Consider the following 24,685-nt stretch of genomic DNA (forward strand, 5'->3'; position numbering starts at 1 on the left):
TCTGCCATGGCTGAGTCCGAACCTCTCATCGGCATCGACCTGGGGACGACGAACAGCATCGTCGCCACCGTCCAGGACGGGCAGCCGGTCGTCATCAAGAACCGCACGGGCCAGACGCTGACGCCCTCGGTGGTGGCGGTGTCGAAGAACGGCAAGCGCCTGGTGGGCGGCATCGCCAAGCGCCAGGCCATCACCAACCCGCAGGAGACAGTGTACGCGGCGAAGCGGCTCATCGGCCGGAAGTTCTCCTCGCACGAGGTGCAGGACGCGCTCCGCACGCTGCCCTACGAGGTGGTGGCGGGGCAGCACGACGACCTGCGCATCCGCATGGGCGGCAGGGACCTGGCCGTCCCCGAGCTCAGCGCCATGATCCTCCAGGAGCTGAAGGCGGATGCGGAGGCGCACTTCGGCCGTCCGGTGAGCAAGGCCGTCGTCACGGTGCCGGCGTACTTCAACGACGCCCAGCGCCAGGCCACCAAGGACGCGGGCCGGATCGCGGGCCTGGAGGTGCTGCGCATCATCAACGAGCCCACCGCGGCGGCGCTCGCGTATGGCTTCAGCCGCACGGTGAATGGCCGCGTGGCGGTGTTGGACCTGGGCGGCGGCACCTTCGACGTGTCCGTGCTGGAGATCAACCAGGGCGTCTTCGACGTCGTGGGCACCGGCGGCGACACGTACCTGGGCGGCGAGGACTGGGACAACCGCATCATCGAGTGGCTCGTCTTCGGCTTCGCGAAGGAGCACGGCATCGACCTGCGCAAGGACCGCATGGCGTTGCAGCGGCTCAAGGACGCGGCGGAGAAGGCCAAGGTGGAGCTGTCCGGCGTCCGCGAGACGCAGCTCAACCTGCCGTTCATCAGCACGCCTCCGGGCGCTGGCGCCGCGCTGCACCTGCAGGCCGCGCTGTCGCGGGAGAAGCTGGAGGAGCTGACCTCCGACCTGGCCGAGCGCGTGGTGGGCATCACCACGGAGGTGTTGGGTGAAGCGGGCGTGCGCGCGTCGGAGCTGAAGGAAGTCATCCTGGTGGGCGGCATGTCGCGCATGCCCAAGGTCGTCGAGGCCGTGCGCACCTACTTCCGTCGCGAGCCCTGCAAGGGCGTGCACCCCGACGAGGTGGTGGCCCTGGGCGCGGCGATCCAAGCGCATGCGCTGGTGGCCCAGGAGGGCGAGCTGCTGCTGCTGGACGTCACGCCGCAGAGCCTGGGTGTGGCCATCGCCGGTGGCTACGTGCGACGCATCATCCCGAAGAACACGACGGTGCCCACGTCCGCCACGGAGGTGTTCGCGACGTCGAAGGACTTCCAGCGGCTGGTGAAGATCATGGTGCTCCAGGGCGAGCACGAGCAGGCGCACCAGAACGAGCTGCTCGGGGAGTTCGTCCTCACGGGCCTTCGCGAGGCGCCGAAGGGGCAGGTCGAAATCGAGGTGACGTTCGACATCAACGCGGAGGGCATCGTGTCCGTCTCCGCGAGGGACCGTGAGACGAGCCTGCGTCAGTCCATCACCGTCACCGCCTCCAGCGGCCTCACCGAGGAGGAGCTCAAGCGCATCATGGACGAGCAGCGCGGCTACCTGATGGCCGCGCGCATCTCCGAGGAGCTGAAGTCCAAGCGCGTGGAGCTGGACACCCTCGCGCGCGATGTCATGGACGCGCTGACCCGCGCGAGGCTCCTGCCCGGTGGCGGGGGCCTGGCTCCGGACGTGGTGCCGCGCGCCGAGCAGGTGCTGGAGCACGCGCGGCGCGTTCGCGCGGGGGAGGACACGGGAGCGCTGGGCCGCGCCTGTGAGCTGCTCGCCGGATGCCTTGCCAGCCTCAAGGGCGCCGCGCGAGGCGGCATGGGGAGCTAGATGACCACGGAGCGCGCCAACCAGCTCGTCGAGGCGGGGCAGTGGCTGCGCCTCAGTGGCGACCCGCAGGGGGCGCGCAAGCTGTTCGAGCGGGCACTCGTGTTGGACATGGGCAACGTCCGCGCTCGCGAGGCGCTGGCCTCTCTGGACGCGCCGGTGGGACGGGGCGCTTCAACGCTGAACTCTCCCGCGGACATCGCGCCCCTGGCGTCCCTCGACGGCGATTGGGGCGCGTGGGCCGAAGGGGAGGGCGGTCCGCTGGAGGAGGAGGACGAGGAGCGCTCGCCCAGCGTGCTGCTGCCGGAGTTCGACGAGCCGGTCCCCGGAAGCGACGTGCTGGCCCTGCTGGCCCGCGACGAGACCCCCACGACCCAGGAGTCCGGTGTCCCCGATGGCGACACCGACGAGTACGGCGTCCCCGCAGGCGAGAACGAGCTGGAGCGGCTGCTCCGTGGCGCGACGGACCTGCTGGAGCTGGATGACCACTCGGGCGCGGTGGACCTGCTCTTCAAGGCGCAGGAGCTGGCTCCGGGCGACCCTCGCGTCGAGGCGCTCCGTGCGCGCAGCGAGCGGATGTTGATGGGCATGCTCGAGTCGAAGCTCGGGGACCTGGGCCGGGTGCCTCGGGTTCGGCTCCAACCCGATGACATCATCTGGCTCAGCCTGGACCACCGCGCGGGCTTCGTCCTCGCGCAGATTGATGGCGCGGTGACGTTCGAGGACGTGTTCTCCCTGTCGGGGATGACGCGCCTGGATACGGCCCGCATCCTCGCGCAGCTCCTCGACGAGGGGGTCATCGCCGCGGCCTGAGCCGCGATTGGGAAGCCGAGTTGACAGGTTCCTGTCATGATGACAGTTTCAGGGGGTCGTGCGCCCTTGGAAGTGGAGTCCGTGCGCGCGGCCTGCGTGAGGCGCATCCATGGACCCTGATTCCAGCATCCCCGCGCTCCCGTGTGTCGAGCTGGGGGCGACCCTCGAGTTCTACGGCCGTCTGGGTTTCAAGACGACGTATCAGCAGCGCGCGCCCAATCCCTATGCGGCCACGAACCGCCAGGGGGCGGAGCTCCACTTCTTCGGGGTGAAGGGATTGGACCCCGCGGCCGCCTACAGCGTCTGTCTCATCATCGTGAGCGAGGTGGAGAAGCTGCACGCGGAGTTCTCGGAGGCCTTTCGTCAGGGCTATGGGAAGGTTCCGCTGCGGGGTGTGCCGCGCATCACCCGGATGAAGAAGGGGCAGTCTCGCTTCACCGTCGTCGACCCGAATGGGAACTCCGTCATGTTCATCCGAAAGGACGAGCCGGAGGGGTATGGCGATGATGACGTCGACACGGACGCCCAGCCCGCCTCCGTGTTGGGCAAGGCCCTCAAGACGGCGCGCCGGTTGCGTGACTTCAAGGGGGACGACGCGATGGCCGCGAAGGTCCTCGACGGCGCGCTGAAGAAGCCCGGAGGCGGGACGGTGCTGGAGCGGGCTCGGGTCATCCTGGCCAGCGCGGAGCTGGCCGCGGTCCTGTCGGGCTCGGACCGGGCGCGCGAGCGGCTTCGCGAGCTGGACGCACTGGCGCTCTCGGCCTCGGAGCGCGACTCGCTGCGGGAGGAGCACGCCGCGGTGCGGAAGTTCATCGAGGCCGCGAAGTAGACGCGGCGCTTCGCGCGTCGAGCGAGGAGGCCAGGAGCCGTCGAGCCCCTGGCCTCGGCACGGGCACTACCCTCGGACGACGGCGGTCCAGGTGCCCTTCACCACCAGGTCGCCGCGCTGGTTGCGCGACTCGGTGGTGGCGATGAGGAACTGCTTGCCCGCCTTCTCGTAGACATCCGAGATGCGGCCCGTGGTCGTCATCACGTCGCCGGGACGCATGACGTCCAGGAACTCCAGCTCCTGCTCACCGTGCACGAGCATCAGCAGGTTCAGGTCGAGCTCCGGGTCCGCGACGGCGCTGGCGAACGGGCGGATGGCGAAGACGACGGCGAAGCTGGGGAAGGCAATCAAGTCCCCATAGGGGCCCGCCTTGGCGGCCTGGTCGTCGTAGAGGAGGGGACTGACGTGGGCGGGGGGCTCGCCCGGGGTTCCGGCGGCGGGGTGCGCACCTCCCACGGCGAAGGTGAACTCGCGCAGCTTCTCCGCGCCGATCGTGTACGTGAACGGGCCGTACTCCCGGCCGATGAAGCGCTTGTCGATGGCCATGGTGTCTATCCGATGGAGGCTTCGACGACGGCGCCCTTGAGGACGGCCTCGCCGCGCTGGTTGGTGGCGGTGACTTCGGTGGTGAGTCGGCCCGCTTCGATGGCGGTGACGCGGCCCTCGAAGGTGACGGTGTCGTCGGGGCGAACGGGGCGCGAGAAGCGCACCTTCACCTTGCGGATGCGGCCCGGGTCGCCCACGAAGACGGCGACGGCTTCCACCGCCCAGCCCAGCGTGCAGAGCCCCTGGAGGATGACGCCGTCGAGGCCGGCCACCTTGCCGACCTCCGGGTCGATGTGGATGGGATTGAAGTCGCCGGATGCGCCCGCGTAGTAGATGGGCCGGTACACGTCGCACTCGCGGACGTGCGTGAAGGTATCGCCTACCTGGAAGGAGCGTGCCATGAGGCCTTCCGGTCTATCACGGCCCCGCCCGGCGTCACCCTCCGTCAACTCACCCCGTCGCGGTGCCCTGGTCCAGCGGGTCTTCCACCTCGGAGCCCTCGCGGCGCTTGCGGTACTGCTCCCGCACGTAGGCCACCAGCTGGTCCAGGTACGAGGACAGGGGAGGGCAGCGGACCCCCGTGCCGTCCAGCAGCTCCAGGGTGTTGTGGCAGTTGTAGATGGCCAGGTGGTTGACGTAGCTGATGGCCGCCCGCTGGGGGCGGGCCAGCTTCTCCAGCAGCGGCAGCCGCAGCATGACGTCGGCGGCGCGCGCGGAGAGGTTGAAGCGGGGCAGCTTCTTGTTGGCCTTCTCCGCGATGAGCTCGTACACGCGGCGCGCGCTCATGGGATTGGGGTCCACCAGGTGGAAGGTGCGGCCCACGGCGCGCGGGTCCTTCGACAGCCGCCACACCGCCTCCACCACGAAGTCCACCGGCACCACGTTGAGCGGCGCCACGCCGTTGCCCGGCAGCGGCAGCGGCACCACCAGCGGTGAGGTGACCAGCAGGATGCCCAGGTAGTAGGGCCCCTCGAACTTGTCGATCTCGCCCGTGCGGGAGTCGCCCACCACGCTGGACGGCCGGATGATGGTGATGGGCAGGGTGGCGCCGGCGCGGGTGACGAGCCGCTCCGCCTGGAACTTCGTCTCCTCGTAGGGGTTGCGGAAGCCCTGGCCCCGGTCCAGCTCGTCCTCGGCGATGACGCCCAGCCGGTCTCCGGACACGTAGCAGGTGGAGAAGTGGTTGAAGCGCGCCAGGTGCTCGCAGTCGCGCGCCAGCTCCAGCATGTTGCGCGTGCCGTCCACGTTGACGCGCCACGCGGTGTCCTTGGGCACGCCCAGCTGCGCCACGGCGGCCAGGTGGAAGATGTCCGTCACCCGCTCGCACAGGCGCTGGTACTCCTCGCCGGACAGGCCCAGGTGCATGTCCACCACGTCACCGGTGAGCAGCTCCACGGTGGCGCCCTTCAAGCGGGCCGCGTGCTTCTGGGCCTCCTTGAGCGCCTTGGGCTGGACCAGCGCGTAGATGTGCCCCTTCGGATCCTCCCGGGCGATGTGCTCCACCAGCCGCTTGCCGATGAACCCTGGGTAACCCGTGACGAAGTACGTCCCGGCGCCGGCCTTCTTGCGCGTCTCGCTCATTGCGCGCGCAGCATACCCGTCCGTCAGCCGCGCGCGAGCATGGCGCGCCAGACTGTTTCCACCTGGGCTCGGGTGGCCGCCAGGTCCCCGCTGTTATCGATGACCCACGTCGCGTGTGTCCGCTTGTCATCCAGGGGGAGCTGGGACGTCAGCCGGGCCTCGGCCGCCGCCTCGTCCAGCCCGTCGCGCGCCATCAGCCGCGCCTTCTGCAGCTCCCGAGGCACCCACACCAGGGCCACCCCTTCCAGCCAGTGGTGCATCCCCGCCTCGATGAGCAGCGGCACGTCGTAGACGGCGCGCGCCACGCCTCGCTCCTCCAGGAACTGGAGCTTCTCCAGGAAGGCCTCGCGCACGCGCGGGTGGGTGATGGCGTTGAGCGCGGTGCGCTCGGCCTCGTTGCCGAAGACGCGGGCGGCGAGCTTCGCCCGGTCCAGCCGCCCGTCCGGGCCAATCACACCGGGGAAGCGCTCCGCGATGGAGGCAAGCCCCGGCGTGCCCGGCTCCACCACCTGCCGGGCCAGCACGTCCGCGTCGATGACCTCCGCGCCCAGCTCCCGGAGCATCCGCGTGACGGTGCTCTTGCCGGATGAGATGCCCCCCGTCAGCCCGAAGACGTGCACGGTGGGGGGCCTACTTCGCGGCCTTCTGCGTGGTGAACGTGAACGACTGCACCGTCTTGCCGTCCTCGTTGAAGAAGATGGCCAGGCCCAGCTTGGGGTAGAGGAAGTAGGTGCGGAAGTCGTCGGTGAGCTTGCGCTGGTAGCACGGCGCCGAGGGCACGGGGCCGGAGGGGCAGGCGGGGCCGTAGCTGGTCTCGATGGTCTCCTTGTCGATGACCGGCCCGGGGAAGACGTCGATGCGCTCGATGAGCTGTGAGGTGGGGTCCACCTTGAACTGGGCCTGGCTGGTGCCCTTGATGGCCTCCTTGCCCAGGTAGGCGATGGTCTCCTTGCCGTCCTGGCTCACGGTTCGCGAGGGCTCGCCGAACTTCTTGATGACTTCGTCCTTCTTGGTGACGCCAGGCTCCACGCCCTGCCAGGGCTTGGCGGCGGCGGGGAAGGCCAGGGCGAATACGGCGAGCGCGGTCAGGGTCCTCATCACGACTTCCTCCCTAATGGAAAGGGCGGGCGGGGCTCAAGCGCTGCCCTCTCTTTCAACGGACGATTCCGACAGGCATTCAACCACGAGACGCCTTGCCCCGTCCGGGGGGGTCTGCTACTTCGCGAGCCATGCGCGCATCTGGCTTCAGGGTCCTGCCCGTCCTCCTGCTGGCCCTTTGTGGCGCGGCCGGAGCGGCGGATTTCGTCGGCGCCGACAGCTGCAAGGGCTGCCACCCGGAGGCCTACGAGGCGTGGATGCAGTCCAAGCACGCCCGCGCGGTGAGCTCCCTGTCCGAGCAGCAGCAGAAGGACGGCCGGTGTCTGTCGTGCCACTCGCCGGACCAGGTGGCCCAGCAGCAGGCCAGTGTGAGCTGTGAGACATGTCACGGAGGGGGGCAGTACTACTCGCCCGAGTACGTGATGAAGGACCCGGAGCTGGCGCGGCTGGTGGGGTTGGTGGACCCGTCGGAGAAGCAGTGCCGCTCCTGCCATGACGCTTCCTCGCCCTCCTTGCGGCCGTTCGACTTCAAGGAGTCGCTGAAGGCCATCGACCACTGGTCCGCGGAGCGCGCCCGTCGCGCGGCCCGCACCGAGGCGTCTGCTCCCGTGACAACCCCTCCCACCACCACCGCGAAGAAATAACCGCGTGATCAAGATTCTCGACGCACGCTTCGTCATCACCGCCGTGGAGCCCAAGGGCTATCCACAGGGACACACCGCCGAGGTGGCCTTCGTCGGCCGCTCCAACGTCGGCAAGTCCTCCATGATCAACACGCTCACCGGCCGCAAGAAGCTGGTGCGCGTGTCCAACACGCCGGGCCGCACCCGCACGCTCAACTTCTTCGACGTGGACCTGGAGCGAGGCTCCTTCCGTCACCAGGTCCGCTTGTGTGACTTGCCGGGCTACGGCTTCGCCCGCGCGAGCAAGGCGGACAAGGCCCAGTGGGAGAAGATGATCACCACCTACCTGGAGAAGCGTCATCGCCTGGAGGTGGTGGTGAGCATCATCGACGCGGAGGTGGGGCCCACGCCGGATGACCTCGCCACGCTCGACTATCTCCAGTCGCACAAGCGCAAGGTGATGGTGGTGGCGACGAAGATCGACCGCCTCACCAAGGCCAAGACGCGCCCCCGCCTGGTGGAATTGTCGAAGCAGCTGGACCTGCCCATGGAGGCCATCCTGCCGTTCTCCTCGACGGAGCCGCGGGGCGTGGACGAGGTCTGGAACGCGCTGCTCGACACGTTCGGCAAGGCCAGCCGCGTCCGTCCCGAGGGCTCCGAGGACTGAGAGCATCGGGTAGTCGCCGCTCGGGAGGGGGTTCCTCTCCCGACGCGCGGGGCGCTGTGGTAGGCACGCCCCGTGTCCGAGAACGGCAAGGGTAATGGCAGGGATTCGCAGCTCGCCTTGCGCGAGCTGCAGCAGCAGTTGATGCGGTTGTCGCCCAAGCGGCGGGTGGATGCGCTGCTGGACGGGCCGGATGCTCAGGCCGTCGTGCGCGCGCTGCCGCCGGAGAGCCTCTACCTCACCATCCAGGAGGTGGGCCTGGCGGATGCGACGGAGCTCGTGCAGCTCGCGTCCCCCGCGCAGTTCCGCGCCTTCGTGGACCTGGGAGCGTGGACGCGCGACAAGCTGGACGCGCATCAGGTGCTCACGTGGCTGCGCGCCTCGCGCGGTGGCTTCGACGACACCGAGGAGTTCCTGCGCAAGCTCCACGGGATGGACCTGGAGGTGCTGGAGCTGGTGCTGCGCGAGTTCGTCGTCCTCCATGACCGCGAGGAGAACCCGGACGTCAACCCGCAGGGCGTGACGATGGAGACGCCCGAGGGCCGCTACCTCGTCGAAATCACCGCCGAGGGCGTGGAGATGTCCGCGGTGCGCGCGCTCGTCAACGACCTCATCGCGGAGAACCCCTTCGAGGCGGTGCGTCTGCTGGAGGCCGTGCGCTGGGAGATTCCGGGCGAGCTGGAGGAGACCGCGTTCCAGTTCCGCAAGGGCCGCCTGTTGGACCTGGGCTTCCCCTCGCTGGAGGACGCGGTGTCGCTCTTCAGCCGCGTGGACGTGGGACCCCCGCGCGGGCGCGCCGCGAGCACGGCGCTGGCGTCGGCCCAGGGCCACGTGGACTACCTCGAGGCCGCCTTCCGGGGCCTCACTGACGTGGAGCGGCAGAACGCCGAGGACGAGCTGACCAGCGTGGCCAACGCGGTGCTCGTGGCGGAGCTGGCGGACCCGGGGGACCTGGACGCCGTGCGCCGCGTGGGAGAGATGACGCGGGACTCCCTCTCGCTGGGCCTGGAGCACCTGACGGGCGGGGACCCCGCTCGAGCCACGGAGGTGCTGCGCGACACGCCGCTGCGGCGTGTGTTCCAGACGGGCTTCTCGCTGACGCTCCAGCTCAAGTTCCGCGCGGACCGGCTGGCCAAGGCGCCGGGCGCGGTGGTGGATGGCGTGCTGATGGTGCTGCCCGAGGAGGCCGCCGCGGTGGAGGCCCTGCGTCGCAAGCGTCCTCGCCGCGCGCTGCGGGTGGAGGGCGCGGAGCCCGTGCCGTTCCGCTCCCTGCGCGAGATTGCCGCCAGCGAGGCCGTGCTGGCCCGCGCGGAGGCCCAGGTGGAGGTGCTCCGCGGAGTGTTGGGTGGAACACCCGAGGCGGCGCGCGCGGCGGTGGCCCGCTTCGGCGTGCCCATGGAGGCGCTGGGCGTGGAGCGCCTCTTCGCCGCGGTGGTGGCCATGGCGGTGCTGGAGGGCCGGGCGGATGCGCGGCCGGTGCCGCTGGGGCGCGGGGCGGAGTTGGGCCAGCGACTCTTCGAGGGCACCCCGCAGGCGCCTCGGCTGCTGGCCTCCGCGTCGGAGCGGGCCCTGTCGGGGCTGGAGGGCGCGGTGGCGCCGGAGGCTCGGGAGGAGCTGCGTCGCATGGTCGGCTCGACGCTCGCGAAGCTGCTGTCGGAGCTGGGCGCCAGTTGGCTGGAGGACCTTCAGTGGAGCCCCGTCGCCTCCGAGGTCCTCCCCATGGAGACGCCCCCGGTGCCGTAGCTTTTTCAGTCCCGGAGGGCCTCGGGCAGTTCCCGGGGCCCTCCATCCTGTGAAGTTCCGGGGCCTTGCGCGCCTGGAGTCTGGCACGTCGTCTGCTTCTGTCTGGCCCACGCGACGCTCGAGGCGTGGGACTGCCAGAGGAGGAGGGACATGGTGCCGGGAGAGCAGGGGCAGCGCCGTGACGTGTGGGCCTTCTACGCGCTGACCGCGTTCGCGGCGGTGATGTACGCGGTGCCCGGAGAGTGGATTCCCGCGCTGGGGCCGCTGCGGCTGGCGCTGGTGACATCGGGGCTCGCCGCGGGGCTGATGGTGGTGCGGAGGTTGGGACGGGCGGAGCCGCTCTTCCTGGATGGTCCACGAGGCTGGGCGCTCATCGGCTTCTCGGCCCTGGCGCTGATGTCCGTCTCGTGGGCGGTGAACCCGGAGGTCGCCAGCTACACGGGCATCGAGCTCTTCAAGCTCACGGCCATCTACCTCACCGTCGTCAACGTCATCACGAACCAGCGCCGGCTGGCTGTCGTCTGCGGGGCCATGGTGCTCGCGTCGATGGTGACGTCCATCGGCGTCATCGACTGGTATCGGGTGGGGGAGGACCTGGTGGAGGGCTTCCGCGCGCGCTGGGTGGGCGTGTACGCGGACCCGAACCACATGGCCATGAACATGGTGCTGGTGGTGCCCCTGGCCGTGGCCTTCATGGCGCGCAAGGGCTCGCCGTGGGTCTGGCGGCTGGCGTGTCTGGTGGCGGCGGTGCTGGCGGTGATTGCCATCGTCGTGTCTCACTCGCGCGGCGGCTTCATCGGCCTGTCCGTGGCCATGGGCCTGTGGGCCATCCGCGAGAGGCGCCGCATCCAGGCGATCGTCGTGGGGTCGCTCTTCGTCGTGGGCCTGCTGGTGTTCGCGCCCGACAGCTTCTGGCAGCGCAACGAGACGGTGGCCGCGTTCCACGAGGACGCCTCCGCGATGGGGCGCGTCTACGCGTGGCAGGTGGCCAGCCGCATGAGCCTGGACCGCCCGCTGCTCGGCGTGGGCGCGGGGAGCTTCCGCTTCGCGTGGGCGGAGTACGCGCCCCCCGAGGCCCGCCGCGCGTACGTCGCGCACAACATCTTCCTGGATGTGATTGGAGAGCTGGGCTGGGTGGGCATGGCGCTCTTCATGGTGTTCATGGGAGGCGCCGCCGGAGGCACGTTCGTCGCGTCGCGCAGCCGGGACGTAGGGTGGCTCGCGCGAGCGTTGTCGGCCTCCATCGCGGGCTACCTGACGTGTGACCTGTTCTCCGGCTACATTCTCTCCGCGCACTGCTATGTCCTCTTCGGGCTGGCCGCGGCGGCGGAGCGCATCGCTCGCGCGGAGCCGGCCACGGAGTCGGACAGCGCGCCGGACGCGGGGCGCGCACCCTCGGAGACGTGGGAGGGGACGGGCCATGCGGCGTGAAGAACCTGGCATGGGCGCCCGGCCCGTGCGCCTGGTGCAGTTCACTCGCTCCTTCCACATCGGCGGGACGGAGGTGCAGGTGCTGGAGCTGCTCCGGGGCCTGCCCCCCAGCTACCAGCTCCAGGTCTCCGTGCTGGAGGACGCGGGGCCGCTGATGGGCGCGGTGTGGAAGCTGGGCTACACGGCGGAGACCTTTCCGCTCAAGGGCTCCGTCGCGCAGGCCAACACCGCGTACCAGGTGCTGCGCATGGCCCGCTGGCTGCGCGCCCATCGCGTGGACCTGGTCCACGTGCATGACTTCTATTCGTCGCTCATCGCCGTGCCGGCCGCGAAGCTCGCCGGCGCCAAGGTCATCGTCGGACGCCTGGACCTGTCCCACTGGCAGGGCCCCGCCCGCCGCGCGGTGCACTCCCGGCTGACGGCGATGGCGGACCATGTCGTGGTCAACGCGGAGGCCATCCGCCGGCAACTGGTGGACGAGGAGGGCCTGCCCGCCGCGCGCATCTCCGTGATCCACAACGGCCTGGACCTGGCGCGCTTCGATGCGCGCATGCTCGAGGGCCTCAAGGCGCCCCTGCCGGACACGGGCGACGCGCCCATCCTGGTCCACGTCGCCAACATGAACCACCCGGTGAAGCGCCAGGAGGACCTGCTCCTCGCGCTGGCCATGCTCCACCACGGCGGCACGCCCCTGCACGCGTTCCTCGTGGGAGATGGCCCCCGTCGCAAGGGCCTGGAGAAGCTGGCCGCGGAGCTGGGCGTGTCGGAGACGGTGCACTTCCTGAGGCACCGCACGGACGTTGCCGCCATCTACGCCCGGGCGACCCTGGGTGTCCTCTGCTCCAGCGCGGAGGGCATGTCCAACGCCGTCATGGAGGGCATGGCCGCCGGACTCCCCATGGTGGTGACCCGCGTCGGGGGAAACACGGACCTGGTCCGCGACGGAGAGCGGGGACTCGTCGTCCCCCCCGAGCGCCCCGCACAGCTGGCCCAGGCCTTCAACCAGCTCCTGTCCCACCCCGAGAAGGCCCGCCGCATGGGGAACGAGGCCCGGGAGTTCGTCGCCCGGGAGCTCTCCCTGGAGCGCCTGGTCCGCCTCCATGACGCGCTGTATCAACGAGTGGTCCACGGCCCTTAGCAGGGCATGTCAGACCGCCGTGGATACTTCGCGTCGCTCGCCAGCAATGGGGGCGTCGACTTCTCCGTAAGGTGGGATGTTCCCACCCCTACCTCGGAGCACCGCTCATGTTGTTTCCACTTCTGGTCGTGTTGGCCTCTGCCGCGGCGCCGCAGTCTTGGAAATTCGACACGGATGGGACCCCCCAGGTCCACGTCTCCAATGTTGATGGCGCGGTTCGCGTAGATGCGGTAGACGGGAATAGCGTGGTAATCGAGGCGGTTCCGGAAAATCCGGACAGTGGCCGGAAGGCGACTGAGGTGGAGGTGACCCAGGAGGGTGACGACATCCGGGCGAGGGTGTGCTGCGGCCCCTGCGAGGAGCGGAGGCAGTCGTGCAAGGGCGTCAGCCCGGTGCGGTTCGTGGTGAAGGTGCCTCGCGAGGCGGCGCTGGAGGTCTCGGTCGTCAACGCGGCGGTGACGGTGCAGGGCGTGAAGGGTGAGCAGCGCATGTCCGCCGTGGACGGCCGTGTGGAAGTGAACGGTTCGGAGCGACGGTTGTCGGTGAGCACCGTTAAAGGGGAAGTGGTACTGGCTCCCCGGAAGCTCGAGGGTGTCGAAATCAGCACGGTGTCGGGCGACGTCCGGCTGAAGCTGCCGGAGCGCGCGGATGCCAAGGTGGAATTCAGCTCCGTCGGGGGGAGTTTCAACGGGAAGTCCGTCTCCCTGGGCTCCAAGACCCGGACCTACGGCGCGGGCACCCATGAGGTGGAAGTCAGCACCGTGGGCGGCTCGCTGACGGTTCAAGAATAAATGGCTTTCGAGGCCCGTCTCCTAGTCAGACGGCCCGGGGCGCTCGCCGGTGAAACTCCAAGGCGCCGGCGAGCGCTCACTTTTTCAGCCCTGCTGCCCCCACGCACCGTGGCGCGAGGCACAAGGCCCTGAACGCCGGGACGCCCGCAGCGGCGCATCCCGGCGTTTCTCTTTTCAGGCCCCGGGGAGCGTGGGGCGCCGATGTTCCGCGCCAATGGCTTGCGTGACGTGGGTGAAGCCATCCCGCGCGAGCAGCCGCGCCAGTGCGGGGAGGATGCGGCGCACCATGCCGGGCCCCTCGTAGATGAAGCCCGTGTAGACCTGCACCACGGACGCCCCCGCGCGCAGCTTCTCGTAGACGTCCTCCGCGCTGAAGACACCTCCCACGCCGATGATGGGCAGCGCGCCTCCCGAGCGCTGGTACGCGCGCCGGATGACGGCGTTGGCGGGCTCTCGCACGGGCGCGCCGGACAGGCCCCCGGCTTCCTTCGCCAGCGGATGCTCGAACGGACGCGCCACCGTCGTATTGGTGGCGATGAGCCCGGCGAGCTTCCTCGCGCGCGCCACGTCCACCACTTCATCCACCGCCTCGGGCGTCAGGTCGGGGGCAATCTTGAGGAAGAGGGGCTTGCCCGGAGCCACGGCGGAGAGTCGCTCCTGCACGGTGCCCAGGAGCGCGGCGAGCTGCTCCGGCTCCTGCAGCTTGCGCAGGCCCGGGGTGTTGGGGGACGAGGCGTTGACCACCACGTAGTCGCCCAGGGGCGCGAGCGCGTCCACGCAGGCCACGTAGTCGTCCACCGCCTGCTCCAGCGGCGTGTCCTTGTTCTTGCCCACGTTGACGCCCAGCGGGCCCGGGTGCCAGTCGCGCCCGCGCAGGTGGGCCGCGGCCACGGCGGCGCCGTGGTTGTTGAAGCCCATGCGGTTGATGACGGCCTGGTGCTCCGGCAGCCGGAACAGCCGGGGCTGTGGGTTGCCGGGCTGGGGGCGGGGGGTGATCGTCCCAATCTCCACGGCGGAGAAGCCGCAGGCGAACAGGCCGTCCACCGCCTCCGCGTCCTTGTCCAGGCCCGCGGCCAGGGCCACGGGATGGGCGAAGCGCAGTCCCGCCACCTCCACGGCCAGGGCGTCGGTGGTGTCCCGCAGGGTGCGCTCGCGCATCGACTGGCACAGGCCCCGGAAGTGGCCCAGCTGGCGCAGGCCGGCGATGCCCAGCCGGTGCGCTCGCTCCGCGGAGAACTGGAAGAGGAGCGAGCGAGTCAGTCCGTACATGCGCGTGCTCAGCCCGGGATGAAGGACGACTGCCGCGCCCAGGCCAGGGTCTGATCCACCTGCTCCGGGGTGAGGATGCCGTGGCTCTCCACCAGCTCGATTTCGCGGCGCATGTCCGTCTCGAGCAGGTAGGGGCCGTCCGTGTTGATGGTGAACTTCACCTTGCGGTCCCAGAAGGTGCGGATGATGTGGCGCAACTCCTCCACGCCCTCCACCGCCTTGGTGTGCAGGTTGGACGTGGGGCACAGCTCCAGGACGATGTCGTTCTCGCGCAGCACCTTCATCGCGTTCTCGTCATACGCCGCGCGGATGCCGTGGCCGATGCGGTGCGGCTTGAGCTTCTCGACGACGGACATGACGCCCTCGGCTCCCGTGCCCGCCGTCTCGCCGGTGTGCACCGTGCACTTGAGCCCGCCGCGCCGCGCCCGGGCGAAGAGGTCTTCATACTGCGCGACGACCTCCGGCTTGAGCTCCATGGCGTTCGTCTCCGTGCCCGCCAGGTCGATGCCGTACACGCCGCGCGTGCGGTACTTGATGGCCTTGTCCACGAGGATGCTGTTGAGCCGGTGGTCGAACTCCCGCGCCAGGCAGAAGATGAAGCCCACCTTCACGCCGTACTCCAGCACCGCGCGGTCCATGCCTCGCAGCGCCGCGTGGATGATGTGGTCCAGGTCCAGCTCCGAGTGGAGGTTGCGCTTCATGGGATTGAAGCGCAGCTCGATTTGCGTCACCCGGCTGCCCCGGTACTCCTTGCCGATGATTTCGTAGACGGAGCGTTCGATCGCGCTGGGCGACGACTGGATCTTCTCCGTCCACGTGTGGAGGATCTTGAGGTAGTCATCCAGGCTTCCCACCTTGCCTGGACGCGAGGTGATGAGCTCCACGAAGTCGAAGTAGGTCTTGACGGGGAGCTTGAAGCCCTGCTGGTGAGCGATGGACCAGAGGATGTGGGGGGCCACCGAGCCACCCACGTGGATATGCAGGTCAATCAATTCGCGTGCCATGGCGGCATGTATGCACAGTGCCGGGCGCGCGTAAAGGTCGTGACCGCTAGCGTCTGAGCAGCACGTACACCGCTCCGCTCCCGCCGTCCTCGGGACGTGCGCTGCAGAACGCCAGCACCATCGCGCTGATACGTTTCTGCGACAGCCACTCCCTCACCCACGTCTTCAAGACGGGCACCTGGTCCTTGGAGCTCAAGCCCCGGCCATGGACGATGAGGACACACCGCCTGCGGGCGCGGCAGCTGTCGGAGAGGAAACGCTCCGCGGCGGACCGGGCCTCGGCCTGCGTCAGGCCGTGCAGGTCCAGCTGCCCCTGGCGGGGGAAGTCGCCTCGGCGCAGGGAGCGCAGCAGGTTGCGGTCGACGCCGGGGCTGATGCCCTCGATGAGCTCCCCCGTGTCGGAGATGTCGAAGTCACCCTGGCTCGCGACGAGCTCGGAGAGCTGCGCGAGCGCCTCCGCGTTGTCGTCGATGAGCTCCGGCAGGCGCGGGTCCGTCTTGGGGGCCTCGCCGCGATTCGTGATCTGCGCCACGCCGTCCATGGCGGAGAAGAAGAGGGAGGCCTCGTCCTCGGCGCTCTCGCGACGGACCTTGGCCGCGCGGACGGGGGCCGGGGGCGGCTTGCGCTTCTCGGCCTCCGCGGCGGCGCGGGCCTGGGCCTCCTGCTTGTCCTTGTCCTGGATGGACTTGATGGCGGACTTGAAGGGGTTGTTGTGGAACGCCTCTTCCTTCTTCTTGGGCGGTGGCTTGCGCTGCTGGCTCATGGGGCGGCCCGTGTCCTCGTCGTCGTGGGCGGTGTCCTGTGTGTAATCCCCGTCTATAGCCCGCGCAGGCGCCGGATTTCCTCATAGGCGTCGCGCACCTCCTGGAACTGGCGGGCGGCCTCGTCGGCGTCCTCGCCCGACAGGTGGGCGTGCTTGTCGGGGTGCAGCTCGGCGGCGAGCCGGCGGAAGGCCCGCTTCACGTCCGAGTCCGAGGCGGCGGCGGTCAGCCCGAGCACCTCGTAGTGCATCGACGCGTCGCCCAGGTGGATGGACGCCACGGCCTGCTGCTCCGCGTCCGACAGGCCCAGTGCCCCGCCCACCCGTCCCAGCACCTCGCGCTCGGAGCGCTGGAGGGCGCCATCCACGAGGGACAGCTCGTAGAGCGCCTCCAGCAGCCTGCGCCGCTCGAGCGCCGGGAGGGCCTCCTGACAGGCGGCCGCGGCGTCATCCAGGTCGGGGGGATGGGAGATGAAGTCCTTGAGGCGGCCCCGGACGAACTCGAGCGAGTCCGGGCCGTACTTGAGGGTCTCCTCGAAGTAGCGGCGGATCTCCCGCACCTCTTCCCGGCGCACCTCGCCGTCGGCGCGCGCCACCTCCACGAAGAGGGCGCACAGGCTGCGGGTGAGGTGCGCGTCGGACTCCTCCTGCACGGAGGCGGCGTCGCGCGGTCCCCCTCGCGTGGCGAAGGCGGAGGGCTCCAGCGGAGGGAAGTCCGCGAGCGCGTCGGGGGACTCGGAGGGCAGGGAGTGCATCTCGTCGAAGCGGTACCCGGCGATGCCACCCACCACGCCGAGCAGGATGATGGCCCAGGGGTTGCCGATGAGCAGCCCCACCATGAGACCCAGCATCACCCCCAGCACTTTTCCTTGTCCCATGCCTTCGGTTTCCCTCCCGCCAGGCCGCGGAGTCTCTCATAGAGTGGGCCTTCCTATGGCCCAGTTGATTGATGGCAAGGCAGTGGCCGCGCGCGTCCGGGCGGAGGTGAAGTCGGAGGTCGCCCGCCTCCAGGCGGAGCGAGGCCTCATCCCCGGGCTCGCGGTGGTGCGGGTGGGAGACGACCCCGCGTCCCAGGTGTACGTGGCGGGGAAGAAGAAGGCCGCGGAGGAAGTGGGCTTCCGCTCCTGGGAACACCACCGCGACTCCTCCATCTCCCAGGACGAGCTCCTGGCGCTGGTGCACCGGCTCAACGAGGACCCCGCCGTGCACGGCATCCTCGTGCAACTGCCGCTGCCCCGGCACCTGGACGCGGACGCCATCCTCTCCTCGGTGCGGCCGGAGAAGGACGTGGATGGCTTTCATCCGCTCAACGCGGGGAGCCTGCTGCTGGGGCGTCCGGCGACGCGTGCGTGTACGCCGCTGGGGGTGATGCGGCTGCTGGAGGAGGTGGGCTGTGAGCCCGCGGGCAAGAACGCGGTGGTGGTGGGCCGCAGCAACATCGTGGGCAAGCCGATGGCGCTGATGCTCCTCCAGCGCAATGCCACGGTGACGCTCTGCCACAGCAAGAGCGACCTGCCGGCGGAGGTGTCGCGCGCGGACATCCTCGTTGTCGCGGTGGGCGTGCGGGAGCTCATCAAGGGGGCCTGGGTGAAGCCCGGCGCCGTCGTCATCGACGTGGGCATGAACCGCAAGGAGGACGGCAAGCTGGTGGGGGACGTGGAGTTCACCGCCGCCGCCGAGCGCGCGTCCTTCATCACCCCCGTCCCCGGAGGTGTGGGGCCGATGACCATTGCCATGCTCATCCGCAACACCCTCGAGGCCGCCATGCGCGGAGTCACCCCGCCATCGCATTGACAGACGCGGTAGTGGTCTTGCCCCCGAGGGGACCTGCGTGAGGGTGTGGGCTTGGAGACGCTCCCCCGCGCGCGGTCCGCTCCCGGCCTGGTCTCCTGGGTATGGAAGGCGGACGCCAGCCGGGACTGGAGGCCGAAGGTGGGGCCTCGCCCGGCGCCAGGGCCCGCGTGAGACGTGGGCGAGGAGTCGACGCATGAGAGGGTTCAAGACCGGAATGTTGCTGGCCTGGAGCGTGCTCGGGGGGACCGCGAGCCTCGCGCAATCCCAGCCACCCCAAGCCACGCGCCATCCGGTGGTCTTCGCGCACGGCATGGGGGGCTACGAGGACCTGCTGGGCTTCGCGTACTTCGGTGACGAGATGGGCTTGTTCGTGGGCGACGCGTGCGACGAGCCTCTCGAGTGGCACTGCAACGCCGGCCTCCACCCGAGACAGCGAACGTTCGGCTCGCAGGTGCTGTCGTTCCACTCCTCGGAGGTCCGCGGACTGGACCTGGCCGCCGACATCGAAGGACTCCTGGCGACGACGGGCGCCAAGCGGGTGGACATCATCGGCCACTCGCAGGGCGGCATCGACGCGCGCAAGGCCGCCAAGGTGCTCTTCGAGCAGCAGCAGCGCGCGGTGGTGGACGTCCTCGTCAGCCTGTCGTCGCCCCACCGGGGCTCCCCGGTGGCGAAGTACATCCTGGACATGGGGCCCGGCGTGTCGTCGGTGGTCGCCGCGCTGGCGAACATCTTCGGCAACAGCGTCTACGCCCCCGGCAACGACGCCATCGCCGCGATGAAACAGCTCGTCTACGACGACATTCAATCCAACGACGGCGTCGTCACGGGCATGAAGGCCTTCAACGCGGCCTATCCCATGGACTCGCGCCATGTCTCCTCCTACGCGTCGCTGCTCACCGCGCAGACGGCCGCGCAGGTGAATCCCGCGTTCTATCTGCTGCGGCTCGGCTTCCTGGACATCGACGGGAATGGGTACTGCGTCGATGACTGCGATGGGGACGGCGCGGCGGGGCAGGGGGATGGCGTGCGCCAGGACCGCGATGATGACGGCGTGGTGGGGATCAACTCCCAGCAGATGGGCAAGCGCCTGCGCTACACGGAGTCACTGTGGGGACCGGGCCTCATCGCCGAGGACCGCTCCATCCCCGCGGTCACGGACTTGAACGCGCCCATCCTCGTGCAGATGACGTCGATCTCCAGCGTCCTCGACCAGGACCACCTGGACGTGGTGGGCGTCGGGCCCGACCTCTTCAACGAGCCCAAGTTCTACGCCGCCATCATCCAATACATCCGCCAGCACGAGTGACGCGGGCGTCGGGCCTCAGGCCCACGACATGACGTATTCGCAGTCCAGCAGGCTCAGGGGGCGCCCGCGCACGCGCGCGACGCGGGTGCCGATGGCCTGCAGCACCGCCTGCAGCACCCCCTCGTGGTACGTGTGGGGCATGAAGTCCCGGAACACGTTGAAGCACGCGTCCTGGTTGCCCGTCCACGTCACGTGCCGCTCGCCGTACGTCACGGCCGTCCGGTAGCCGGAGGGCAGGTTGTTGATGAGCCGCCGAGGGTCCCCCGCGGCGAGCATCAAGAAGCTGCGGCCCACCACCGAGTCGAGGAAGTCATGGGTGGCCTGCGCGCCGATGATGCGCATGGCCGTCTCGAAGCCGCCCAGTCGCGGCGCGAGAATCTCCGCCGCGGCGAAGGACATCCGCAGGAAGGCGCTGACCGGATAGAGGAAGAAGGGAACGAAGCGTCGCTCGCCGGACGCCGCCAGGCACCGCGCGGCCGCGGTCTCTCCTGACTCCCTCCGCACCACGTCCATCACACCCAGGAAGAACATGCCGCGAGCCCGGTCCTCGGTCGCGGACAACCCCAGACGTCGTTCCAACTCGCAGCCTGGGTCGAGAGTTTCTCGTTCCCGACTCCGGAACGCAATCACTGTCATGGACGCCCCCCTGACGAAGAAGTTGAACCTGATACCTGCCCGCGAACGGGCTCATCCATGAAAGTGCGGCAATCCGGGTGAGCTGAGAAGCCCGCTTGGGGGGGACGCGGGTCGGTGTGCGCTGTCTCGACGGGGACAGTTGGGGACTGTCTCCAGAGACAAAGGGGAGGTCTGGCGCGGAATCCGGGCCGGATGGCGGGTGGCCGCCAATGCACAACACGGGGCGCCCGCCGGGCGCGATGTGGCGGCTTCTGTGCGTTCTGGACCACTCACAGGAGGGAACGTCTGCCGGCGGCACCCGTCGCACATGAATGTTTCGCATCGCGACGGCGCGACGCGGCACCCCCCGCGCCAGGACTCGCGCGGGGGGGGGGTGGAAGGCCGCGCGTCCTCAGCGGCTCAACATCTGGACTTCGATGCGGCGGTTCATGTCGCGGCCCTGGGTGGTGTCATTGTCCGCCACGGGTTTTTCGGAACCCACGGCGGCGACGTCTACGCGGCTGGCGGGGATGCCGTCCTCGACGAGCGCGGACCGCACGGCCTCCGCCCGGCGCTGCGCCAGCTGGCGGTTGGCGGCCGGGTCACCCGTGGAGTCCGTGTGGCCGGCGATGCGCACGCGCGCGTCGGGCTTCTCGCGCAGCACGGACGCAAGCTGCCCCACGCTGGCGTCACTCTGCGGCGTCAGCGTCGCGGAGCCCTCGTCGAAGTTCACGCCGCCCAGGATGAAGCTGTTGGCCCCGTTGTCGATGGCCTGGCGCATGCCCTGCGCGTCCTGCACGACGGCCGGCGCGCGGGTGCCCATGGAGCCGGCGCCGCCCACGCCGGTGTCATCCGGAGCGGGCCTGACCGGCTCTTCCGGCCGAGCGGGCTGCGCGGGCTGCGTGGCCGTCGCCTGTTCACGCCGAGGGGCCTCGCGCTTGCCGCGCGTGAGGAACCAGCCGGCCAGGAGCGCGAGCAGCGCCACGGGGATGACCCAGGACAGGTTCTGCTTCCGGGGCTCCGCGTGCACGGGGGCGCGTTCGATGGGCTGCTGGCGCCGCACCGTCTCCACGGAGGGGACGGTGCGCGTCTCGTGGACCTCCTCGACGACGCGAGGCCCCGTGCCGCCCATGCCCAGGATGCTGCCCAGCCCCGCGGGCATCGCGGCGGAGAGCAGCGAGCGCTGGCTGCCCAGGAGCTGGCTCAGCCCCGACGGGCTCATCCGGTGGTCGCGCACCTGCTTGCCAATCACACCCATGACCATGGGGGCGACGACGGCGAGCAGCCCGGACGCGGACTTCGAGTTGGAGAAGCCGCCCGTGCGGCCGAGCACGCTGCTGAGCATGCCCAGCTTGTCGCCGAACAGGCCGTTGAGCATGCCTTGTCCGCGCTCCACCGTGTCGGGGGAGAGCGAGTCCTCGCCGCCCGTGTCGGGGCCCGTGTAACCCCCTTCGTTGAGCTGTGACATCAGGCGCTGGGCGCCCGCCTCGGTGGAGCCTCGCTCCACCACGCTGCCACCCACCGCCGCGATGGCGCCCGGGAGGGCCTTGGTCAGCGTGCTCGGGTCCTCGCCCAGGGCGGAGCCCATCTGTTGCATCACGTTGCCGGTGAAGCGCTCACGGACCATGTCGATGAGGTTGAATCCCATGCGAATGCCTCCTGCGTTTCGGGCGGCACCAGTCGCCCCCGGTGAGGGGAGTCGCTCACCGCCTGCGTGGAGCAGAGGGCTCCTCCGATGCGAACGACTCTTCAGGGAAGGAGGGTGCGGATGGAATACGAGGCCCACATCGCCCTGCTGGCGTGGCCGCTCGAAGGACGGAGCCGCCGGATGCCTCCTCGCGCGCGGAGGGCTCCGCATGGAGCGCCGGGCCTTGACGCCGGCGCGCGCGAGGCGCGAGCGTCCACGACTCGACGTCCCGTGCGGGGCCCGGGAGGAGCGCCATGGTGACACGCGAGGAGCGAATCGAGGGAGGGGTCCTCGGCCTGCTGGTGGGGGATGCGCTGGGGGTTCCCTACGAGTTCCACGCGCCGGAGTGGATTCCCGCGCGGGACGCGCTCGAGTTCGAGCCCCCCGCGGGCTTCAGCCGCGCCCACCCGGACGTGCCCCCGGGCACCTGGTCCGACGATGGCGCCCATGCGCTCTGCCTGTTGGATTCATTGCTCTGTCAGGGCCGCCTGGACGTGGAGGACCTGGGGCGCCGGTTGGTGAACTGGCGCGAATGGGGTTACCTGGCGGTGGACGGGGCCGTGTTCGACGTGGGAATCCAGACGGACCGGGCCCTGTCCCGGGTGCGTGCGGGCGTGCCCGCTGCGAGCGCGGGGCCCGCTGGCCCGCAGGACAACGGCAATGGCGCCCTGATGCGGGTGTTGCCCCTGGCGCTCTGGCACCGGGGGAGCGACGCGGAGCTCGCCGCGGATGCCATGCTTCAATCCCGCGTGACACATGGTCATGCGCGGTCTCGAGTGTGTTGCGCTTTGTACTGTCTTTGGGCACGGCGTGCATGGGAAGGCTCGGCCCGGCCCTGGGAGGAGGCGTTGTCGGCGCTGCGGGCGCTGTATCCCGAGGGCACCGAATCCCGCACGGAGCTGGACGGCAGCATCCTCCCCACGGGCGCCGAGGACACCCCAGGGCAGGGGACGGGCTACGTGGTGGACTGTCTTCGCTCCGCGCGGGACTGCGTGTGCGCCCACGGCTCCTATGAGGACGTGGTCCGCTCCGCGGTGCGCCTGGGGCATGACACCGACACGACGGCGGCGGTGGCCGGCGGCATCGCGGGCGTGATTCACGGCGTGCGGGGCATTCCAGCGCGCTGGCTCCGGGCGCTGCGCGGACGCGAGCTCGTGGAGCCGCTCCTGCGCAAGCTGGTGCTTCACGCGGCTCGCGGATGAGAAACCGCAGGCTCCGCCCTACCCACCCCCCCGGGGCAGGGCGGAGCCCTCAATCCGACGCCAGCCGTCGGCGCGTCCACCAGCCCAGGCCGGAGCATGCTCCCACCCATTCGGGCCGCGTCCACCGCCGTCACCACGACACGGATGATATGTCCAAGTGGATTTCCTGCAACTCGATTTAAAGCCGGATTTTCTGGATGTCGTGATGTATGGCTTTAGCATTGTACCCAGGTACAGCGGCTGTCATTGGAGCAGCGGGCCAGCTGCGGTTCCAGGCCAGGGTGGTTGTTGTCGATATCACAACCGGCATAAGCAGAGAAAACTGCATTGCCTGATAGTCGTGACTCGTTAGAATGGGGCGGATCCTGAGGGGCCAGCGTGGCCGGGGTGAGCCTGAGGATGTCGAACCAATACGAGGCGGATGCGCCCGCGGAGCAGTCGCGTGCGGGGCAGACGGGTCCGCTGGATGTCATGCGTGCCGCCATGCCGGTGGCGGAGTCCGGGCTGCCGGAAGCGAAGTCGCTGGACGCGGCGGTGGAGGCGCGTGCCTGCGCGTTGTTGTGGGAGTACCTGGCGGCGGTGCGGCGCCGGGTGGACCGGCTGGGCGTGGGGTTGATGGTGGGGCAGTGGCTGTTCGCCCTGGCCCTGGCGGTGGCCATGTCCGCGCATCCCTGGGATTGGCGGGTGCGCCCCGGGCTCGAGCCCCTGTGGGTGGCGCTGCTCTGGGGCGGGCCGCTGTGCCTCATCCCCTCCACGTTGGCGCTGCTGCGGCCCGGTGCGGGGGTGACCCGCCATGTGATGGCGGCGGCGCAGGTGCTGTGGTCCGTGTTGTTGGTGCACCTGTCCGGCGCGCGGCTGGAGACGTACTTCCATGTCTTCGGCTCCCTGGCGTTGGTGACGTTCTACCGGGACGCGCGGGTGCTGTTGACGGCGGGGGTGGCGGCGGTGGTGGCGCACCTGCTGCGGGGGATTGGCTGGCCGCAGGCGGGGGTCACCGTCGCGGGGACGCCGGGCGGCAGCGTGCTGGAGCTGGTGTTCTGGGTGGGCCTGGTGGACGGCGTGCTGGTGCTGGCGTGCCGGGGCGCGACGCGGGAGATGAAGCGCGTGGCGGAGCGGCAGGCGCTGCTGGCTCGGGCGAAGGAGCTGGAGCTGCTCGAGCGGGAGCGGATGTTGGAGCGCAGCGGCCGGGAGCTGAAGGACTCGCGGGAGCAGGTGGCCCGCATGGAGAAGCTCGCCGCGGTGGGGAAGCTGACGGCGACGGTGAGCCACGAGCTGCGCAACCCGCTGGCCGCGGCGCGCACCGCCAATGCCGCGGTGGTGCGGCGGCTGCGCCAGGTGGAGGGCGCTCGGGAGGATGCGCGCCTTCAGCGCTTCCTGGACATCGTCGAGCGGGAGCTGGCCGTGTGCGCCAGCCTCACGTCGGAGATGTTGGAGTTCGTGCGCGAGCGTCCCCTGGTGCTGCGCGCGTGCCCGCTGCACGGGCTGGTGGAGGAGGCCGTCGACGTGGTGCCTCGTCGCGAGGGCGTGCGCGTGGAGAACCGCGTGCCCGCGGGGCTGGAGCCGCCGTGGGTGGACCGCGAGCTGCTGCGCCAGGTGCTCATCAACCTGGTGCAGAACGCCGCGGAGTCGATGCCGCCGGGGCGCGAAGGCGTGGTCGCCGTGTCGGCGGAGCTGAGTGGTGGGCGGGCCTTCCACATTCGGGTGACCGACAATGGTGGAGGGATTCCCGCCCAGGTGTTGGATCACATCTTCGAGCCGCTCTTCACCACCAAGGAGCACGGCACGGGGCTGGGTCTGACCGTGGTGGCCAGCACCGTGCGGCAACATGGTGGCACCCTGCGCGTGGAGAGCCGCGAGGGCGAGGGCAGCGTCTTCACCATCTGCTTGCCCCACGCGCGGGCCACGGCGGAGGTCGCCTGCCCCTCATAGGGCTTCGCGCGTGG

Annotated in this window: 24 protein-coding genes; 13 read left to right on the top strand and 11 right to left on the bottom strand. The window is 69.9% G+C overall.

Going from position 1 to position 24,685, the window contains the following annotated elements; genetic code table 11:
• Positions 1–6 precede the first annotated feature (6 nt).
• The 3 genes from dnaK (at position 7) to MYSTI_RS17200 (ending at position 3,487) form a co-directional block, all read left to right on the top strand.
• Positions 7–1,848, top strand: coding sequence for a molecular chaperone DnaK (gene dnaK / locus MYSTI_RS17190; RefSeq protein WP_015349048.1), 1,842 nt, complete (start codon positions 7–9; stop codon positions 1,846–1,848).
• Entirely contained in the window at positions 1,849–2,658 is an 810-nt protein-coding gene (locus MYSTI_RS17195) for a hypothetical protein (RefSeq protein WP_015349049.1), read from the top strand.
• A gap of 109 nt (positions 2,659–2,767) precedes the next feature.
• On the top strand, positions 2,768–3,487 hold the full coding sequence (locus tag MYSTI_RS17200) for a DUF8817 family protein (protein ID WP_015349050.1): 720 nt from the start codon (positions 2,768–2,770) through the stop codon (positions 3,485–3,487).
• A 66-nt stretch (positions 3,488–3,553) separates the two neighbouring features.
• Here MYSTI_RS17200 and MYSTI_RS17205 read toward each other — a convergent pair whose 3' ends face one another.
• The 5 genes from MYSTI_RS17205 to MYSTI_RS17225 are packed head-to-tail and all read right to left on the bottom strand — an operon-like array spanning position 3,554 to position 6,712.
• The gene (locus MYSTI_RS17205) at positions 3,554–4,033 is read right to left on the bottom strand and encodes an FAS1-like dehydratase domain-containing protein (protein ID WP_015349051.1); all 480 of its coding nucleotides are present in this window, start codon (positions 4,031–4,033) and stop codon (positions 3,554–3,556) included.
• 5 nt (positions 4,034–4,038) lie between these two features.
• Positions 4,039–4,434: a MaoC family dehydratase gene (locus tag MYSTI_RS17210; RefSeq protein WP_015349052.1), complete on the bottom strand. Its 396-nt coding sequence runs from the start codon at positions 4,432–4,434 to the stop codon at positions 4,039–4,041.
• A gap of 49 nt (positions 4,435–4,483) precedes the next feature.
• On the bottom strand, positions 4,484–5,614 hold the full coding sequence (locus MYSTI_RS17215) for an SDR family oxidoreductase (RefSeq protein WP_015349053.1): 1,131 nt from the start codon (positions 5,612–5,614) through the stop codon (positions 4,484–4,486).
• A gap of 23 nt (positions 5,615–5,637) precedes the next feature.
• Positions 5,638–6,234: a dephospho-CoA kinase gene (gene coaE / locus MYSTI_RS17220; protein WP_015349054.1), complete on the bottom strand. Its 597-nt coding sequence runs from the start codon at positions 6,232–6,234 to the stop codon at positions 5,638–5,640.
• Positions 6,235–6,244: 10 nt separating this feature from the next.
• Positions 6,245–6,712 carry a hypothetical protein gene (locus tag MYSTI_RS17225; RefSeq protein ID WP_015349055.1) on the bottom strand — a complete coding sequence of 156 codons (468 nt, stop codon included), beginning with the start codon at positions 6,710–6,712 and terminating at the stop codon, positions 6,245–6,247.
• 131 nt (positions 6,713–6,843) lie between these two features.
• Between MYSTI_RS17225 and MYSTI_RS17230 the strand changes: the two genes are divergently transcribed.
• The 6 genes from MYSTI_RS17230 (at position 6,844) to MYSTI_RS44665 (ending at position 13,102) form a co-directional block, all read left to right on the top strand.
• The gene (locus tag MYSTI_RS17230) at positions 6,844–7,356 is read left to right on the top strand and encodes a cytochrome c3 family protein (RefSeq protein ID WP_015349056.1); all 513 of its coding nucleotides are present in this window, start codon (positions 6,844–6,846) and stop codon (positions 7,354–7,356) included.
• Between the two features lie 4 nt (positions 7,357–7,360).
• Positions 7,361–8,002 carry a ribosome biogenesis GTP-binding protein YihA/YsxC gene (gene yihA, locus MYSTI_RS17235; protein ID WP_015349057.1) on the top strand — a complete coding sequence of 214 codons (642 nt, stop codon included), beginning with the start codon at positions 7,361–7,363 and terminating at the stop codon, positions 8,000–8,002.
• 72 nt (positions 8,003–8,074) lie between these two features.
• On the top strand, positions 8,075–9,742 hold the full coding sequence (locus MYSTI_RS17240; RefSeq protein WP_015349058.1) for a DUF6178 family protein: 1,668 nt from the start codon (positions 8,075–8,077) through the stop codon (positions 9,740–9,742).
• A 150-nt stretch (positions 9,743–9,892) separates the two neighbouring features.
• A complete protein-coding gene (exoJ, locus tag MYSTI_RS17245) occupies positions 9,893–11,173 on the top strand; it encodes a spore coat polysaccharide polymerase ExoJ (protein ID WP_015349059.1) in 1,281 nt (426 codons plus the stop codon).
• On the top strand, positions 11,163–12,311 hold the full coding sequence (exoK, locus tag MYSTI_RS17250) for a spore coat polysaccharide biosynthesis glycosyltransferase ExoK (RefSeq protein ID WP_015349060.1): 1,149 nt from the start codon (positions 11,163–11,165) through the stop codon (positions 12,309–12,311). Before exoJ ends, exoK begins: the two co-directional genes overlap by 11 nt.
• Positions 12,312–12,418: 107 nt before the next feature.
• A complete protein-coding gene (locus tag MYSTI_RS44665) occupies positions 12,419–13,102 on the top strand; it encodes a DUF4097 family beta strand repeat-containing protein (protein ID WP_015349061.1) in 684 nt (227 codons plus the stop codon).
• A 174-nt stretch (positions 13,103–13,276) separates the two neighbouring features.
• Here the strand turns inward: MYSTI_RS44665 and MYSTI_RS17260 are convergent, their stop codons facing one another.
• The 4 genes from MYSTI_RS17260 to MYSTI_RS17275 are packed head-to-tail and all read right to left on the bottom strand — an operon-like array spanning position 13,277 to position 17,013.
• Positions 13,277–14,371, bottom strand: a complete 1,095-nt coding sequence (locus MYSTI_RS17260; protein ID WP_015349062.1) for a quinone-dependent dihydroorotate dehydrogenase — start codon at positions 14,369–14,371, stop codon at positions 13,277–13,279.
• Between the two features lie 8 nt (positions 14,372–14,379).
• The gene (locus MYSTI_RS17265) at positions 14,380–15,375 is read right to left on the bottom strand and encodes an amidohydrolase family protein (protein WP_015349063.1); all 996 of its coding nucleotides are present in this window, start codon (positions 15,373–15,375) and stop codon (positions 14,380–14,382) included.
• A 46-nt stretch (positions 15,376–15,421) separates the two neighbouring features.
• On the bottom strand, positions 15,422–16,138 hold the full coding sequence (locus tag MYSTI_RS17270) for a Smr/MutS family protein (RefSeq protein WP_015349064.1): 717 nt from the start codon (positions 16,136–16,138) through the stop codon (positions 15,422–15,424).
• Between the two features lie 53 nt (positions 16,139–16,191).
• The gene (locus MYSTI_RS17275) at positions 16,192–17,013 is read right to left on the bottom strand and encodes a TerB family tellurite resistance protein (protein ID WP_015349065.1); all 822 of its coding nucleotides are present in this window, start codon (positions 17,011–17,013) and stop codon (positions 16,192–16,194) included.
• Between the two features lie 55 nt (positions 17,014–17,068).
• On the opposite strand from MYSTI_RS17275, the gene folD reads away from it, so the two are divergent.
• Together folD and MYSTI_RS17285 are read left to right on the top strand one after the other, a co-directional pair.
• Positions 17,069–17,929 (top strand): bifunctional methylenetetrahydrofolate dehydrogenase/methenyltetrahydrofolate cyclohydrolase FolD, encoded by an 861-nt coding sequence (folD, locus tag MYSTI_RS17280; RefSeq protein ID WP_015349066.1) that lies wholly within the window; start codon positions 17,069–17,071, stop codon positions 17,927–17,929.
• 193 nt (positions 17,930–18,122) lie between these two features.
• Complete coding sequence (locus MYSTI_RS17285; protein ID WP_015349067.1) at positions 18,123–19,238, top strand: esterase/lipase family protein; 1,116 nt, start codon at positions 18,123–18,125, stop codon at positions 19,236–19,238.
• A 15-nt stretch (positions 19,239–19,253) separates the two neighbouring features.
• Here MYSTI_RS17285 and MYSTI_RS17290 read toward each other — a convergent pair whose 3' ends face one another.
• Together MYSTI_RS17290 and MYSTI_RS40800 are read right to left on the bottom strand one after the other, a co-directional pair.
• A complete protein-coding gene (locus MYSTI_RS17290) occupies positions 19,254–19,874 on the bottom strand; it encodes a TIGR02265 family protein (protein WP_015349068.1) in 621 nt (206 codons plus the stop codon).
• A 391-nt stretch (positions 19,875–20,265) separates the two neighbouring features.
• The gene (locus MYSTI_RS40800; RefSeq protein WP_015349069.1) at positions 20,266–21,501 is read right to left on the bottom strand and encodes an OmpA family protein; all 1,236 of its coding nucleotides are present in this window, start codon (positions 21,499–21,501) and stop codon (positions 20,266–20,268) included.
• A gap of 293 nt (positions 21,502–21,794) precedes the next feature.
• On the opposite strand from MYSTI_RS40800, the gene MYSTI_RS17300 reads away from it, so the two are divergent.
• A complete protein-coding gene (locus MYSTI_RS17300; RefSeq protein WP_015349070.1) occupies positions 21,795–22,742 on the top strand; it encodes an ADP-ribosylglycohydrolase family protein in 948 nt (315 codons plus the stop codon).
• A 399-nt stretch (positions 22,743–23,141) separates the two neighbouring features.
• Positions 23,142–24,671 carry a sensor histidine kinase gene (locus MYSTI_RS17305; RefSeq protein ID WP_044280778.1) on the top strand — a complete coding sequence of 510 codons (1,530 nt, stop codon included), beginning with the start codon at positions 23,142–23,144 and terminating at the stop codon, positions 24,669–24,671.
• The last annotated feature ends 14 nt before the right edge of the window (positions 24,672–24,685 follow it).

The sequence above is a fragment of the Myxococcus stipitatus DSM 14675 genome (assembly GCF_000331735.1).
Lineage (GTDB): Bacteria > Myxococcota > Myxococcia > Myxococcales > Myxococcaceae > Myxococcus > Myxococcus stipitatus.

Bases quoted from the DNA above. Each gene is read 5' to 3' on its own strand.
- MYSTI_RS17225 (WP_015349055.1), bottom strand. From the start codon at position 6,712: ATGAGGACCCTGACCGCGCTCGCCGTATTCGCCCTGGCCTTCCCCGCC.
- MYSTI_RS17285 (WP_015349067.1), top strand. From the start codon at position 18,123: ATGAGAGGGTTCAAGACCGGAATGTTGCTGGCCTGGAGCGTGCTCGGG.
- MYSTI_RS17205 (WP_015349051.1), bottom strand. From the start codon at position 4,033: ATGGCCATCGACAAGCGCTTCATCGGCCGGGAGTACGGCCCGTTCACG.
- MYSTI_RS17265 (WP_015349063.1), bottom strand. From the start codon at position 15,375: ATGGCACGCGAATTGATTGACCTGCATATCCACGTGGGTGGCTCGGTG.
- MYSTI_RS17230 (WP_015349056.1), top strand. From the start codon at position 6,844: ATGCGCGCATCTGGCTTCAGGGTCCTGCCCGTCCTCCTGCTGGCCCTT.
- exoJ (WP_015349059.1), top strand. From the start codon at position 9,893: ATGGTGCCGGGAGAGCAGGGGCAGCGCCGTGACGTGTGGGCCTTCTAC.
- dnaK (WP_015349048.1), top strand. From the start codon at position 7: ATGGCTGAGTCCGAACCTCTCATCGGCATCGACCTGGGGACGACGAAC.
- folD (WP_015349066.1), top strand. From the start codon at position 17,069: ATGGCCCAGTTGATTGATGGCAAGGCAGTGGCCGCGCGCGTCCGGGCG.
- MYSTI_RS17260 (WP_015349062.1), bottom strand. From the start codon at position 14,371: ATGTACGGACTGACTCGCTCGCTCCTCTTCCAGTTCTCCGCGGAGCGA.
- MYSTI_RS44665 (WP_015349061.1), top strand. From the start codon at position 12,419: ATGTTGTTTCCACTTCTGGTCGTGTTGGCCTCTGCCGCGGCGCCGCAG.
- MYSTI_RS17195 (WP_015349049.1), top strand. From the start codon at position 1,849: ATGACCACGGAGCGCGCCAACCAGCTCGTCGAGGCGGGGCAGTGGCTG.
- exoK (WP_015349060.1), top strand. From the start codon at position 11,163: ATGCGGCGTGAAGAACCTGGCATGGGCGCCCGGCCCGTGCGCCTGGTG.
- MYSTI_RS17210 (WP_015349052.1), bottom strand. From the start codon at position 4,434: ATGGCACGCTCCTTCCAGGTAGGCGATACCTTCACGCACGTCCGCGAG.
- MYSTI_RS17200 (WP_015349050.1), top strand. From the start codon at position 2,768: ATGGACCCTGATTCCAGCATCCCCGCGCTCCCGTGTGTCGAGCTGGGG.
- MYSTI_RS17270 (WP_015349064.1), bottom strand. From the start codon at position 16,138: ATGAGCCAGCAGCGCAAGCCACCGCCCAAGAAGAAGGAAGAGGCGTTC.
- MYSTI_RS17300 (WP_015349070.1), top strand. From the start codon at position 21,795: ATGGTGACACGCGAGGAGCGAATCGAGGGAGGGGTCCTCGGCCTGCTG.
- MYSTI_RS17215 (WP_015349053.1), bottom strand. From the start codon at position 5,614: ATGAGCGAGACGCGCAAGAAGGCCGGCGCCGGGACGTACTTCGTCACG.
- MYSTI_RS17305 (WP_044280778.1), top strand. From the start codon at position 23,142: ATGTCGAACCAATACGAGGCGGATGCGCCCGCGGAGCAGTCGCGTGCG.
- MYSTI_RS17290 (WP_015349068.1), bottom strand. From the start codon at position 19,874: ATGACAGTGATTGCGTTCCGGAGTCGGGAACGAGAAACTCTCGACCCA.
- MYSTI_RS17275 (WP_015349065.1), bottom strand. From the start codon at position 17,013: ATGGGACAAGGAAAAGTGCTGGGGGTGATGCTGGGTCTCATGGTGGGG.
- MYSTI_RS40800 (WP_015349069.1), bottom strand. From the start codon at position 21,501: ATGGGATTCAACCTCATCGACATGGTCCGTGAGCGCTTCACCGGCAAC.